Annotated in this window: 16 protein-coding genes; 14 read left to right on the top strand and 2 right to left on the bottom strand. The window is 31.1% G+C overall.

What is annotated here, in order from left to right; genetic code table 11:
- Positions 1 to 12: 12 nt before the first annotated feature.
- The 5 genes from citD (at position 13) to JMO20_RS08855 (ending at position 4,879) form a co-directional block, all read left to right on the top strand.
- On the top strand, positions 13 to 285 hold the full coding sequence (gene citD, locus JMO20_RS08875; RefSeq protein WP_202709224.1) for a citrate lyase acyl carrier protein: 273 nt from the start codon (positions 13 to 15) through the stop codon (positions 283 to 285).
- The gene (locus tag JMO20_RS08870) at positions 286 to 1,167 is read left to right on the top strand and encodes an HpcH/HpaI aldolase/citrate lyase family protein (RefSeq protein WP_207753473.1); all 882 of its coding nucleotides are present in this window, start codon (positions 286 to 288) and stop codon (positions 1,165 to 1,167) included.
- Positions 1,167 to 2,570, top strand: a complete 1,404-nt coding sequence (gene citF, locus JMO20_RS08865) for a citrate lyase subunit alpha (protein ID WP_202709223.1) — start codon at positions 1,167 to 1,169, stop codon at positions 2,568 to 2,570. Before JMO20_RS08870 ends, citF begins: the two co-directional genes overlap by 1 nt.
- Positions 2,571 to 2,579: 9 nt before the next feature.
- Positions 2,580 to 3,086, top strand: coding sequence for a citrate lyase holo-[acyl-carrier protein] synthase (citX, locus tag JMO20_RS08860; RefSeq protein WP_202709222.1), 507 nt, complete (start codon positions 2,580 to 2,582; stop codon positions 3,084 to 3,086).
- A 152-nt stretch (positions 3,087 to 3,238) separates the two neighbouring features.
- On the top strand, positions 3,239 to 4,879 hold the full coding sequence (locus JMO20_RS08855; protein WP_202709221.1) for a YegS/Rv2252/BmrU family lipid kinase: 1,641 nt from the start codon (positions 3,239 to 3,241) through the stop codon (positions 4,877 to 4,879).
- Positions 4,880 to 5,044: 165 nt separating this feature from the next.
- On the opposite strand, the gene JMO20_RS08850 is transcribed toward JMO20_RS08855, so the two are convergent.
- The gene (locus JMO20_RS08850; protein ID WP_202709220.1) at positions 5,045 to 5,806 is read right to left on the bottom strand and encodes a protein-glutamine gamma-glutamyltransferase; all 762 of its coding nucleotides are present in this window, start codon (positions 5,804 to 5,806) and stop codon (positions 5,045 to 5,047) included.
- Positions 5,806 to 6,798, bottom strand: coding sequence for a hypothetical protein (locus tag JMO20_RS08845; protein ID WP_202709219.1), 993 nt, complete (start codon positions 6,796 to 6,798; stop codon positions 5,806 to 5,808). Before JMO20_RS08845 ends, JMO20_RS08850 begins: the two co-directional genes overlap by 1 nt.
- A 210-nt stretch (positions 6,799 to 7,008) precedes the next feature.
- Between JMO20_RS08845 and JMO20_RS08840 the strand changes: the two genes are divergently transcribed.
- The 9 genes from JMO20_RS08840 (at position 7,009) to JMO20_RS08800 (ending at position 13,679) form a co-directional block, all read left to right on the top strand.
- Positions 7,009 to 7,527, top strand: coding sequence for a 2'-5' RNA ligase family protein (locus tag JMO20_RS08840; RefSeq protein WP_202709218.1), 519 nt, complete (start codon positions 7,009 to 7,011; stop codon positions 7,525 to 7,527).
- A gap of 407 nt (positions 7,528 to 7,934) precedes the next feature.
- Complete coding sequence (locus JMO20_RS08835) at positions 7,935 to 8,801, top strand: DUF2520 domain-containing protein (RefSeq protein ID WP_202709217.1); 867 nt, start codon at positions 7,935 to 7,937, stop codon at positions 8,799 to 8,801.
- A 3-nt stretch (positions 8,802 to 8,804) separates the two neighbouring features.
- Positions 8,805 to 9,641: a 3-methyl-2-oxobutanoate hydroxymethyltransferase gene (gene panB, locus JMO20_RS08830; RefSeq protein ID WP_202709216.1), complete on the top strand. Its 837-nt coding sequence runs from the start codon at positions 8,805 to 8,807 to the stop codon at positions 9,639 to 9,641.
- Between the two features lie 12 nt (positions 9,642 to 9,653).
- On the top strand, positions 9,654 to 10,001 hold the full coding sequence (locus tag JMO20_RS08825) for a cupin domain-containing protein (RefSeq protein WP_202709215.1): 348 nt from the start codon (positions 9,654 to 9,656) through the stop codon (positions 9,999 to 10,001).
- Between the two features lie 40 nt (positions 10,002 to 10,041).
- Positions 10,042 to 10,890, top strand: a complete 849-nt coding sequence (gene panC / locus JMO20_RS08820) for a pantoate--beta-alanine ligase (RefSeq protein ID WP_202709214.1) — start codon at positions 10,042 to 10,044, stop codon at positions 10,888 to 10,890.
- Positions 10,891 to 10,893: 3 nt separating this feature from the next.
- Positions 10,894 to 11,277, top strand: coding sequence for an aspartate 1-decarboxylase (panD, locus tag JMO20_RS08815; RefSeq protein WP_202709213.1), 384 nt, complete (start codon positions 10,894 to 10,896; stop codon positions 11,275 to 11,277).
- Between the two features lie 96 nt (positions 11,278 to 11,373).
- Positions 11,374 to 12,114: a SagB/ThcOx family dehydrogenase gene (locus JMO20_RS08810; protein WP_243414691.1), complete on the top strand. Its 741-nt coding sequence runs from the start codon at positions 11,374 to 11,376 to the stop codon at positions 12,112 to 12,114.
- 236 nt (positions 12,115 to 12,350) lie between these two features.
- Complete coding sequence (locus JMO20_RS08805; RefSeq protein ID WP_202709212.1) at positions 12,351 to 12,902, top strand: histidine phosphatase family protein; 552 nt, start codon at positions 12,351 to 12,353, stop codon at positions 12,900 to 12,902.
- A 12-nt stretch (positions 12,903 to 12,914) separates the two neighbouring features.
- Positions 12,915 to 13,679, top strand: coding sequence for a sulfite exporter TauE/SafE family protein (locus JMO20_RS08800; protein ID WP_202709211.1), 765 nt, complete (start codon positions 12,915 to 12,917; stop codon positions 13,677 to 13,679).
- Positions 13,680 to 13,718 lie beyond the last annotated feature (39 nt).

Genomic DNA, 13,718 nt, shown 5'->3' with positions numbered 1-13,718 from the left:
GGAGGGAAATTGATGAAGATACAAAATGTAGTTATGGCAGGTTCATTGGAGTCTAATGATGTTTTAGTCACATTACGTCCGACTGATAATGATAAACTTTTTATTAATTTAGAAAGCATAGTACAGAAGCAGTTTGCTAATCGAATTAAGAAAATAATAGATGATATGCTAAATGAGTTTAATGTAGAAAGTGGAGATATTCATGTCCAAGATAGAGGTGCCCTTGATTGTACCCTTAGAGCAAGGCTTGAAACAGCATTATCTAGAGCAGAGGAGGGAAGATAAATGGCAAGAATAAGAAGAACTATGCTATTTGTACCGGGAAATAATCCAGGAATGCTTTTTAATGGATGTGTTTTAGGTGCAGATTCTGTTATCTTTGATTTAGAAGATGCCATATCATTAGGAGAAAAAGACTCGGCACGGATACTAGTTAGGAATGCATTGGAAACACTAAATTATAATGGAACTGAGATTATAATTAGGATAAATGCCATTAACACTAGCTTTTGGCAAAAGGATCTAGACATGATAATACCTAAAAATCCTAATATAATTATGCCACCAAAGATAGAATCTAAAGAAGATATTATAGAAATTGAAAATTATATTACGAAAATAGAAGAAAGAGATAACTTAGTCAAAAATGAAATAAAGCTTATACCCTTGATTGAATCAGCTCTTGGAGTAGAAAATGCATTTGAAATTGCAAAGGCTAGTTCAAGAGTAGTCGCCTTATTCCTAGGAGCAGAGGATTTAACAGCTAATTTAGGGGCAAAAAGGACTGTTGAAGGAAAAGAAATATTTTATAGTCGTTCAAGAGTTGTAATTGCAGCAAAAGCAGCAAATATACAAGCTATAGATACTCCATATACAGATATTAATGATGAAGAAGGTTTGATTAAAGATTCAAAAATAGCTAAAGATATGGGATTTGATGGTAAAGCTGCAATCTCACCTAGGCATGTGGAAGAGATAAATAAAATATTTACTCCTTCATATGAAGAGATAGAGTATTCTAGGAGGGTAATTGAAGCTATAGAAAAAGCAGAGAAAGAAGGCAAAGGTGTTATTTCACTGGATGGTCAGATGATAGATGCTCCAATAGTTGAGAGGGCGAAATATGTAATTAGTATATTTGAAAATGTTAAAGGAGGAAGGTACTAATGAGCAAGCTAGTTAATTCACTAGAGGAAGCAATAAAAATATGTGGTCTAGAAGATGGTATGACAGTATCTTTCCATCATCACTTAAGAAACGGTGACTTTGTCTTAAATGACGTAATGAGAGCAATAGATAAGTTGGGATTCAAGAACATAAAGATAGCTCCAAGTGCAATTTTTCCAGTACATGAGCCCTTAGTAGATTTAATAAAGAAAGGTGTTGTTACTGAAATAACAACTAATTATATGAGTGGTCCTGTTGCCAAAGCTATTTCAGAAGGGATTATGGATAAACCAGTTATTTTTCACTCCCATGGAGGAAGACCTAGAGCTATTGAAAATAATGAAATTAAAATTGATATTGCTTTTATAGCTGCACCTACATGTGATAGAGAAGGTAATATGAATGGAATAAACGGTCCTTCAGCATGTGGCTCTCTTGGGTATGCCTATTCAGATGCTATGTATGCTAACAAAGTTATTGCAGTAACAGATAACCTAGTAGACTATCCTGCTACACCTATTTCCATCTCTCAAACTGAAGTAGATTACGTAGTTCAATTAAACAGTATAGGTGACCCAAAAGGAATTGTATCAGGGACAACTCAAATCACTCGTGATCCTGTTGGACTTACTATTGCTCGATATGCATCAAGAGTGATTGAGCATTCAGGATTGTTAAAGGATGGTTTCTCATTTCAGACAGGTGCAGGAGGTGCATCATTAGCAACAGCTTTTTATCTTAAAAAGATATTAAAGGAAAAAAATATTAAGGGTAGCTTTGGTTTAGGTGGAATTACTGGATATATGGTGAATTTTTTAGAAGAAGAACTTTTTGAGGGCTTACTAGATGTGCAGTGTTTTGACTTAGCAGCTATAGAATCACTTAGAGAAAATTCTAACCATCAAGAAATATCAGCTTCATTTTATGCCAACCCTTCACCTAAAGGGTGTGCAGTAGATAATCTAGATATTGTTATACTTGGAGCTACAGAAATAGATAAATTTTTTAATGTGAACGTACATACAGATTCAAATGGGTACATAATAGGTGGCTCAGGTGGGCATAGCGATACAGCAGCTGGCTCTAAACTTTGTATGATTGTAGCACCTCTTTTTAGAGCTAGATTACCGATTGTGGTGGAGAAGGTGCATACTATTACTACACCAGGAGAAACAGTAGATGTTTTAGTAACTGAAAGGGGAATATCAGTAAATCCCAAGAATATTATGCTAAAAGAAAAATTAGTGAATGCTGGACTACCTATAATTGATATTCAAGACTTAAAAGAAATGGCAGAGAAAATAGCAGGGAAACCAAATTCCATAATCGTTGGAGATAAGACAGTAGGAAAAGTAATATACAGAGATGGAACAGTTCTTGATATTATAAAAAGTGTCATTTAAGGAGGTAGTATGCTAAACTTAATACTTAAAGCTAGAGAGGAAAGATGGTTAAATCGTTGTCAATTAGCTGATATATATAAGACATCGGTAATAACCATAACAATGAATATACCTGGTCCAGATAAAACTAAACCTAAATATATCAAAGCTCACAGTCTGTTCTTTAGTCATTTTATCAAGACTCTAAATAAGAAAAAGTATCATATAGTTAATAAAGAGATAAAAGTATCTTTTGATGGGCCAGTGGTATATTTAATATCCAAGGAAGCACCAGATAAATTGAAGGATTTATCAATTAAATTGGAAGAAAGTCATCCTTTAGGAAGAATTATGGATATTGATATTATGGATAAGGACAAGAGAATATATAGTCGTAAAGATAATCAAATAAAAGAAAGAAAATGTTTAATATGTGATAATCCTGCGAGAAATTGTATAGTTGAGAGGAAACATGATATAACTGATATCTTAAAAGAGATTGATAATATAATTGATGATTATATAGAGAATGTATAAACCTGCGATTTGTAGATCGTGGGTTTATATTATTATTGAATAATTACTTTTAATATTATAAAATTTATATGAATGGAAAATTACATAATTATTAAAATTAATTATACTAAAAGAAAAATTAGGAGATAATTTACCATGGGGGAGGTGAATTAATGAAAATTAAACTAATATATAATCCTATTTCTGGCGATGGTACTTTTAAAAATTACTTAGATCATATGTTAGATAGGTTTCAATCTAAGAGTTTTGAAGTGGAGTTTTATAGGACATCAAATGATCAGTCACTAGATAGTATGATTGCAAAAATTAATGAAGAAGAGTATCAGAAAATAATTGTAGCAGGTGGGGATGGAACTATTAATAAAGTGGTAAATGGTCTCATAAAATATAATATTAATATACCTTTAGGAATAATTCCCGTAGGAACATCTAATGGATATGCTCAATACTTTAATTTACCAAATATAGTTGAGGAGAATGCTGAAATATTATTAAGAAATAATTATACATATTCTGATATTGGTTGTATAAATAATGAATACTTTGTTAATGTGGCTAGTTTAGGAAGATTGATAGATATTAGTCAAAAAGTTGGGGTAGAGACAAAAAATAGCATGGGTGTCATGGCCTATTATCTAAAAGGTATTACCGAATTACCTAAATTAAGAGCCTTTAATATAATAATAAAGAGCAAAGAATTAAAATATAAAGGTAAAATACTATTTATGTTAATAATGAATGGGAAATCCGCTGGTGGATTTAGTAATATTGCACCTTCTGCATCGATAAATGATGGAGTTTTAGAGGTGTTTATTTTCAAAAAATGCCCCATATATAAGATGGTATCATTATTTTTGGCAGTTATAAATGGTGAGCATGTAAATAATCCAAGTGTTATTCATTTTAGAACTAATAGACTGTTTGTAGATTCAGATGCTGATGTAAGTACAGATTTAGATGGCGAAAAAGGGCCAGGATTTCCTTTAAATATAAGAGTAGCTAAACAAAAAATTAAAATAATAACTAGATATAACAATGAAGATAAAAGATCACCAAAGAAAAACTATAGTTTTTATGATGTTAAAAAGGTTTTTGGGCAATTATCTAAAGGGGTAGTTAGTGGAGCGAAAAAGTATGCAGGTACAAAGACTGAGAGGAATGTAGTGTTTGACATAACAAAGATGATAATGGATTTACCCCGTCATAATACCTTTAATTACGTTAATCAACATTCCTTAGGAGAAGAATATTTTAAAGCTGCAGAAGGAACTCTTAACAATGGATATATATATATTGTTTTATCTAGCACAGGTAGTATAGCAGGAGAAACTATAGCTAAGGTTACTAATAAGCATTATTCGCATTCGTCATTATCCTTTGACGAAGAGCTAAAAACCATAGTTTCATATAATGGAGGAGAGAAAATTTATTCTCCTGGATTAAATGTAGAAACTCTAGATTTTCTATATCAAAAAGAAGACGCTAATGTACTAATTTATAGACTTGAAGCTACATATGATCAGAAAAAGCAGATTTTAGATAAAATAAAAAAAATTAATGAAGAAGGTAGCTCTTATAATGTAATTGGGTTATTTTTAAAATACTCCCATAAAAGAAATATAATGTTCTGTTCACAATTTATCTACACTATGTTAAAGGGAGCTGGACTTGATTATTTTAGTAAAAAACCAGAGACAGTTAAACCTACAGATTTTGTAGAACTTGACTATGAACGTAAGTTAGAGTTTTGTGGTAAGGTTTTTATAAAAGATATCATTCAAAATGATGACTAATATAAACATAATTATTAACCTTAAGGAATAAACTCTAGTGTTTTGATATTTATCGGGGAAAATTAGAAGACAGTGAATGATTATCCACTGTCTTTTTATAATTTGTGGAATAGTATTATACACATTAGTAATTACATATAATAAAGCTTATATACTATAATTGAACTAACGAATATAGTTGTTATATAATCTTTCTAGCCGATTGTAATCAGGGCGTGTTGCAGAATCCATAAGGTACGCAGACTCGGTTGCATCCTCTTTTCTAAATCTATTTAGGATTCTAATAATTTCATCCATACTCCTTATTCCTATACCATGTCCGTAATATCTACCATTTCCCAAATCAATAGCATTTTCACCTTGCCATTCAGGGGTAAGTGGATCTACATCAGGGTTTTTGACATATCTACAATCTCCAGGTAGATATTCTGATTGATTTCTATAAACATTGACTCCTAGTTTTGGATCCATGTAGTGCCAGTTCATCAAATGAATCTTAGGGAATATACTGTTGAACGCATCATCCTTGAATACATCTAGCACAGCTTTATAAAAAACAATAACTATGGCAGTAGCACACTCAGTTCCATACATAGAGCTATTTATATAGATATCATTAATTCCTTTTGAAGCCTCAACACCATCTTTAAGAATAAATCCCCCTTCATTTGTACGTTCCCAGTATTTAGGATTACATCGGGATTCCCTAAATACTTTAAATGAAAATCTACTTCTATGAAGGCTTATTGCAGCATCTACAGTACTAGAACGCAAATTTGATTCAAAGTTTAATTGATCAAGAGTGTTATATCTATAGGTATCTTCGCTTTCAGAAAGCATTTGAATTATATGTTCTTGGATACTATTTTGAGGGTAGTTTTGGAGTATGCTAGATGTGTTAATTTCATTCCCATTTATGATAATCATTATACCAACCCCCTTCTAGTACGAGCTATTTTCAATTGGTCTTCTATAGAATTTTTCATCCATGAATTCCACCAATAAATATTTTTCTTCCTCATTCTATAAGAGAAGTTTGCTAGAAAGGACTTAGAGTTGCTATCGAGCTTATTGAAGCTAGCTATTTGGGTAGATTCATTTGTACTCAATCTATGGTATTTGCTGTCATCACATATATTTGTGGCAGTCTTGCATAGATATTTAGATTCCATGTCAATGACAAAAGGCTCAGGATTACTAGTTTGTTGAAAGCTCTCACCAGTGAATTTTAAAAATTGAATGTTCTCTTCAAACCAGTGAATGAAGGTCAAATATAAATGCTCAGAATTGTTGATTTCTAAATTTAATTCAGGAATGAACTTAAGTAGACTACAAGCTAATTCCACTTCTTTCATATTTTCTGATTTAAGCTTTTCACCAACAAAATAAAGACAATGGGGGTCTTTTGATTCAAAATATCCCCATATAAGGTCATGAATCAAGGCTCCTCTTTTATACCTATCAAAGATTAAAGTATTTATAAGGGGGAGTATTTCTTTTTCCTTAAAAACCCTTGTCAATAAGATCGATGAGATGTCTAATATTCTATCAAATTCATTATTATATCCATCATTTTCTGCGCCTGTTTCAAGAATCCATTTTAAAGTTGAGTTAGTCATCTGAACGTATTTAGATGATGAATAATCATTTATAGAGTTATTGTTTTCATTATTAATTATTTCATTAGTAAGATCTAAAGCAATTTTATTTCTTATGCTCAATTGAGTGAACATATCTTCTTTTTCAAATTCTTCTTTTAAAATATATAGTGTAGTGTATGATAGGTTTTCATCATTAATATAACCTATTGCTTCATTTAAGTTTGTATTTATCAATTCTTTAAAAAAGGTATTAAGTTTTTTAGGACCATTTTTTATTCTCATGTCATCTAAAGATGTAATTGATTTATTTTCGGACATATAATAAAGCTCCTTTCATATAGATATAAGGTGTTATAATATACTATTAATTTTAAGCTTGTTTGGTCAGTAAAATTTAGTTGAGAAAGGTAATTAAGAAAAAAAGGAGAAAACAATATTATATGGGTATAATAGAAATGAAATTTTATGTCATCCGAAATTCGGCAAGAACTGTAATTGTTCTGATTTTTAAATAGAAGAGGTGGAAATATGATAAAAAGAAGCATATTAATTTTTCCTGAGTTTGAAAACATAGATAAAATTGAAAGTATTAGAAAAAAATATGATCCTGTTGTTGAAAACATTGGACCACATATTACATTGATATTTCCCTTTGAAAGTGATATAACAACAAAGAATTTAAAGAAACATGTAATAAAATCTTTAGAGGGAAGTAGCCCATTCTCAATTGAGCTGAAAAATATTACAGGTGTAGAAAAAAATTTCTTGTTTTTAAATGTAATTAGAGGGAAAGAAGAAATCATTAATTTACACAGAAAGCTGTATAAAGGGATTTTGAAAAGATATTATCCAGATTTTCTAACTAAGGTTGAATTTATGCCTCATCTTACAGTGGGAAAGATTGATGATGAGGAAAAATTTTCAAAAGCATTAGCAGAAACTAAAAAATTTGATTATACCTTTGAAACTGTTGTGAGAAAAATAAGTGTTGAAATTATTGCTGAAAATAATGATTCAATAATTGAGTTTGAAGTTTTACTTAAATGAGGAAATTGCTATTAAAAATTTATACAAAAACATATTTAGATTATAAATATCCAATTTTCTAAATGAATTATATCTAAAAATTAATACTTACCAATATTGTATTTAGATTAAGTATGTGTTAAGATTATATTGAAATTAGGAATTTATTAGTATTATTGAGGTTGATATCTTAGGAGTCAAACCATAAATAAAATTAATAGATAAAATTTAAAATTGAAAATCCTAAAGCATATACCCAGATGCTCTGATCCAAGTGACAGAGACAGAAAAGGTAAATATTATGGATGAAGTTACTTTGAAGTCAAAATTTTTTGACTATTAAACCATTTGATTTTACATACCCTTTCTGCGTCTGTAGCAAACTACTGACTAGAAAGGGTTTTTTAATGCAATGGAGAGTGATTAAAGTGAAAATAGGTTTTATTGGTGCAGGTAAGGTTGGTACGGCATTTGGTATTTATTTAAATAATCAAGGTTTTGCAATACATGGCTATCATAGTCGCACTATAGAATCAGCACAAAGAGCCGCTGATTTAACAGATTCAATAGCAGAAAATACTATTGATAAACTTGTTAAAAACTCAGACATTATTTTTATTACTACTAATGATGATGAGATTGCATCAATATGTAATTTCTTAGTAGAGGAAAATTTGTTATCAAAAGGGCAAATACTAGTACATATGAGTGGGGCATCGTCATCTAAAATTTTTCATCGAGCTAAAGAAAAAGGCTGTAGCGTATATTCATTACATCCTTTACAATCTTTTGCTGATATTGAAAAGGCAGTCAAGGATTTGAAAAATACTGTCTTTAGCCTCGAAGGAGATGAAGATAAAATAGATATTTTAGAAAACATGTTGAAAAGTATGGGAAATAGCTATTTTAAAATAGAATCTGATGAGAAGCCAATATATCATGCTGCTGCTTGTGTAGTTTCAAATTATTTAGTTTCATTAATGGATTACGGATTATCTTTATTTGAATCAATAGGGATTAATAAAACAGATGGATTTAAAGCACTACATCCATTAATCGAAGGAAGTATAAAAAATATTTATGAGTTAGGGACTGAACAAGCCTTGACTGGTCCTATTGTAAGAGGAGACACTGAAACAATTTTAAAGCATTTAAAAGCTATACAAAATAAGAAAGCAGATAGTTTGAAATTATATCAAACATTAGGGTTAGAAACACTGAATTTAGCAAAAAGGGCAAAATTAAGGGATGAAAATAAGGAAAAAGAATTAGAAAATATTTTAAAAGAGGTGTAGACCATGTCAAACAAGAAGTTTACTGTTAGTTCATTTCTAAAGGCTAAAAAGGAAAATGATAAGATATCTATGTTAACTGCTTATGATTACTCTACTGCAAAAGTATTAGATGATGCAGGTGTGGACAGTATATTAGTTGGTGATTCATTGGGTATGGTTATGTTAGGCTATGAAAATACTTTGCAGGTTACTATGGATGATATGATACATCACTGTAAGGCAGTGTCTAGAGGAACAAAGAATGCCATGGTTATAGGAGATATGCCTTTCCTTTCATATCATGTAAGTGTTGAAGAAAGTGTAAGAAATGCAGGTAGATTGATTCAAGAAGGAAATGTTCATGCTGTTAAGCTTGAGGGAGGTAGCAATATTATTGATAATGTAAGAGCAATAATAAAGGCTCAAATACCAGTAATTGGTCACTTAGGACTTACTCCTCAGTCTGTTAATATGTTCGGTGGCTTTAAGGTGCAGGGAAAGAATGAACAGAAAGCAAAGCAAATAATTGAAGATGCATTGTTGCTTCAAGAAGCTGGAGTCTTTGCCATAGTATTAGAATGTGTGCCAGAAAAGCTATCTAAGATAATAACAGAGAAATTAACTATACCTACAATAGGAATCGGTGCAGGGAAATATTGTGATGGTCAAGTATTGGTTGTACAAGACATGTTAGGAATGTATAAAAACTTTACTCCTAAATTTGTAAAACAATATGCTAATTTAAGCGAATCTATTGAAGGCGCAGTTAAAGGGTATATAGATGAAATAAAGAAGGGAGATTTTCCAGCTAAAGAACATACCTTTAGTATAAATGATGAAGTTCTTAATAAGATTCAATAGGAGGGATTAAAAATGGATGTATTTCCAAAACCTATTAAGAATTTACCCAAGGCTGATATTGGACTTGATGGCTTAGAGGCATATCTATCACAGGGAAAAAATCATCAATTATTATTTATGAAATTTGATAAAGATGTGGAATTGGAGGAGCACAGCCATGAAGCCCAATGGGGTGTGGTATTGGAAGGTAAAATTCAATTAATTATAGATGGTATAGAAAAAACATATTTCAAAGGAGATAGATATTTTATTCCAAAGGGAATAAACCACTCTGGTAAAATATTTGCTGGTTACTCAGATATAACTTTTTTTAATGAAAAGGACAGATATTATGTAGAAGAAGCTAATAAAGACAGTTAGCAATAAAGAAAAATCTAAGGGTTTGTATAGGAGGCATATAATGAAAATATTGAATACAGTTGACGATATTCGTGAAGAGATAAAGGCTGCTAGAAAAGTAAATAAGTCTGTTGGTTTAATTCCAACTATGGGATTTCTTCATGAAGGTCACTTATCCTTGATAAAAAATGCTAGAAAAGAAAACGATATAGTAGTTGTAAGTATATTCGTAAACCCTACTCAGTTTGGACCTAATGAAGATCTAGAAAGCTATCCTAGAGATTTGGATAGAGATAGAAAACTTGTAGAAGAAGCTGAATGTGATTTACTTTTTGTTCCTGAAGTTGACGAAATGTATCCTAGTGGATATAAAACTTATGTAGAAGTTGAAGGAAATATTACGAAAAGACTATGTGGTGAATCAAGGAAAGGACATTTTAAAGGCGTAACCAGTGTTGTTTCAAAGCTTTTTAATATAGTATCTCCTGACAGAGCATATTTTGGACAAAAAGATGCTCAACAGGTAGCTGTTATCGAACAGATGGTTAGAGATTTAAATTTTGATATAGAGATTATTCCTTGTCCTATAGTGAGAGAAGAAGATGGTTTGGCCCTTAGTTCAAGGAATATTTATTTAAAACCTATGGAAAGAGAAGATGCTACTATATTATCTAAGTCGTTGTTCAAAGCAAAGGAAATGATTGAAAATGGAGAAAAAGATGCAAAAATAATTAAAGATTTCGTTACATACAATATAATGACAGTTGAATATGCTAAAATTGATTATGTCGAGGTAGTTAGTGCTAGAACATTGGAAGAAATTAGGACCATTGAAGGTGACGTATTGATTGCCGTTGCTGTAAAAATAGGAGAACCTCGACTAATAGACAACATTAGAATGGAGGTATAATTTATGATGGTGAATATGTACAAAGGAAAAATACACAGGGCTACTGTTACAGAAGCAGACCTTAATTATGTAGGTAGTATAACTATAGATAAAGCATTAATGGATGCGGCGGGAATATTACCTGGAGAAAAGGTTCAAATAGTTAATAACTATAATGGTGCTAGATTAGAGACATACACAATAGAAGGACCAGAAAATAGTGGTGAAATATGTCTTAATGGTGCTGCGGCAAGATTAGTTCAACCAGGGGATAATATCATTATAATAGCTTATTGTTGGGTTAATGAAGAAGAAGCTAGGAGTCTAAAACCTAGAATAGTTTTTGTGGATGAAGATAATAAAATCGTTGATAAGAGTGATGTAGAGGTCCATAGAGATATTAGATAAAGGAAGAAGGCGTGAGATAGTAAATAATAACTTATCTTTACAGATAGTGACTATACACTTTGTTCATCTGAATAATTAATGAAAGGGTGCTTAATTATGAAAAAAATTGGCCAGGAGTTTATGGAACAAACATATTATAAGAACTCAGAAGAATCTGATCAAGATAAAGGTATAGAGCAGCCACCTTTACAATTACCCTATGATGAAAAAGCTAATTTAATAGACCTTCCAGAAGCCAAGGATATTCAAATAGAAAATATTAGCTTGAGAAAATCTATTGAGAGAAGAAAAAGTCTTAGGAAATATTCTGAACTACCTTTAACCTTAGAAGAACTATCATACCTTCTTTGGTGTACCCAAGGAGTTAAGGAGATAGTGTCCAGACCATCTACATTAAGAACAGTCCCATCGGCAGGAGCACGTCACGCCTTTGAAACCTATCTTATGATTAGAAACGTTACAGGATTAAAAAAAGGATTATATAGATATTTGGCTATAGAACATAAATTAGTAGAAGTAAATATGGATGAAGATATAGATTCAAAAGTTGCACAAGGATGCTTTGACCAACCAATGATGAACCAAAGTGCTGTGACATTTATATGGTCAGCAGTATTATATAGAATGAAATGGAGATATGGAGAAAGAAGCTATAGGTATTTACATTTAGATGCTGGTCATGTGTGTCAAAATTTATATTTAGCCGCTGAAGATATTGACAGTGGCGTTTGCGCAATTGCTGCCTTTGAGGATGAAGATATAAACAAATGTATAGGAGTAGATGGTGAAGAACAATTTGTTATTTATGTTGCAACAGTAGGTAAACGTGTAAAATAATATATTATATAAAGGATTCTTAAGGAGGGGGCATATAATAAATATGAACTCTTCTTTTTCTCTTTTTATTTTTGAAAAACTTAAAAATAGAATAGTGAAATATTAAGTATTAATGAGTAAGTTATAGATGGTCATAATATTTAATTTTTTAGCATAAAAAGTAAACTTATGTATTTTTTGCAGGAAATAAGTTGCTATTTGTAGAATACCTTTATAGATAATAAGGGGGAAGTGGATTGACTAATATATATTTAGTTCGTCATGCTCATTCTGTATACACTCAAGATGAATTAAATCGTCCATTATCAGAAATAGGCAAAAAAGATGCTCAGAGAGTAACTGAGATATTGAGTCGGAAGAATATTGACTATATATTATCAAGTCCCTATAAAAGGTCAATCGAGACTGTTGAAGGGTTGGCTAGTTATCTAGATAAAGAGATTACTATAGTAGATGATTTTAGGGAAAGGAAATTGGCTGAAAGGTCAGTGAATGATTTTGAAAAAGTAATTACAAAAGTATGGGAAGATTATTCGTTTTCATGGGACGGTGGTGAATCTAATTACATAGCTCAAAGAAGAGGCATAAATGCTTTGAGAAAAGTATTAGAACAGTACAATGAAAAAAATATAGTAATAGGAACTCATGGAAATATTATGGTACTTATAATGAATTATTTTGATAAAAGTTTTGATTTTTTATTTTGGAAGGACTTAGAGATGCCAGATATATATAAATTGACTTTTGAAAATGAAAGATTAGTTAATACAGTGCAGATATGGAGATAGAGGGGGAGTGGGATGAAAGAAGGTATATTAATCCTTATAGTAGGAATGTTATCTGGTTTTATGAACACTATAGGTGGGGGTGGTTCATTACTGACATTACCTGTATTAATATTTGCTGGACTTCCATCTGCAGTTGCGAATGGAACAAACAGAATTGCATTAATGGTACAAAATCTTGTTGCTGTAAATACATTTAGGAATAAGGGATATTTTAATCCTAAATTCTGTATTATGTTAGGGGCTCCAGCAGTTTTAGGGTCGATAATTGGAGCACAGATGGCTGTAAATATATCGGGAAATACATTTGAAAAGATTCTCGGTATTGTAATGTTGGTAGTATTAGTATTAATAATTTGGAGACCAGAGAAAAATTTAATTAAGTCTATAGATATTGAAGACCTAAGCAATATAAGGAAAGCTGTTGCAGTAATAGCCTTTTTCTTTGTTGGTTTTTATGGGGGATTTATCCAAGCTGGAGTAGGTTTTATTATTATTCTTACATTGGGATTAATAACAGGTAAGTCCTTAGTTGAAATTAATAGTTTAAAGGTTTTTATAATAGGGATATACATGCTATCGTCGCTAGTAGTGTTTATAGCTAATGGGAAAATAGACTGGATTTTGGGTATTGTATTAGCAATTGGTAATGGTATTGGAGCATACATAGGAAGTAATTTTGCAGTAAATAAAGGGGATAAGTGGATACGTAGAATTATATTTGTAGCTATAATGATTATGGCAGCAAAGCTTTTGGGAGTACATAGAGTGATTTTTTAATGAAGCATGGTGTTAAAGACTAACATAGGTAGAGGACTA

It is taken from the genome of Sporosalibacterium faouarense (genome assembly GCF_016765695.1).
In the GTDB taxonomy this organism is placed as follows: domain Bacteria; phylum Bacillota; class Clostridia; order Tissierellales; family VENL01; genus Sporosalibacterium; species Sporosalibacterium faouarense.
This window is presented reverse-complemented; position numbering and strand designations above follow the sequence as displayed.

Coding starts and splice junctions, on each gene's coding strand:
- citD (WP_202709224.1), top strand. CDS start 13: ATGAAGATACAAAATGTAGTTATGGCAGGTTCATTGGAGTCTAATGAT.
- JMO20_RS08870 (WP_207753473.1), top strand. CDS start 286: ATGGCAAGAATAAGAAGAACTATGCTATTTGTACCGGGAAATAATCCA.
- citF (WP_202709223.1), top strand. CDS start 1,167: ATGAGCAAGCTAGTTAATTCACTAGAGGAAGCAATAAAAATATGTGGT.
- citX (WP_202709222.1), top strand. CDS start 2,580: ATGCTAAACTTAATACTTAAAGCTAGAGAGGAAAGATGGTTAAATCGT.
- JMO20_RS08855 (WP_202709221.1), top strand. CDS start 3,239: ATGAAAATTAAACTAATATATAATCCTATTTCTGGCGATGGTACTTTT.
- JMO20_RS08850 (WP_202709220.1), bottom strand. CDS start 5,806: ATGATTATCATAAATGGGAATGAAATTAACACATCTAGCATACTCCAA.
- JMO20_RS08845 (WP_202709219.1), bottom strand. CDS start 6,798: ATGTCCGAAAATAAATCAATTACATCTTTAGATGACATGAGAATAAAA.
- JMO20_RS08840 (WP_202709218.1), top strand. CDS start 7,009: ATGATAAAAAGAAGCATATTAATTTTTCCTGAGTTTGAAAACATAGAT.
- panB (WP_202709216.1), top strand. CDS start 8,805: ATGTCAAACAAGAAGTTTACTGTTAGTTCATTTCTAAAGGCTAAAAAG.
- JMO20_RS08825 (WP_202709215.1), top strand. CDS start 9,654: ATGGATGTATTTCCAAAACCTATTAAGAATTTACCCAAGGCTGATATT.
- panC (WP_202709214.1), top strand. CDS start 10,042: ATGAAAATATTGAATACAGTTGACGATATTCGTGAAGAGATAAAGGCT.
- panD (WP_202709213.1), top strand. CDS start 10,894: ATGATGGTGAATATGTACAAAGGAAAAATACACAGGGCTACTGTTACA.
- JMO20_RS08810 (WP_243414691.1), top strand. CDS start 11,374: ATGAAAAAAATTGGCCAGGAGTTTATGGAACAAACATATTATAAGAAC.
- JMO20_RS08800 (WP_202709211.1), top strand. CDS start 12,915: ATGAAAGAAGGTATATTAATCCTTATAGTAGGAATGTTATCTGGTTTT.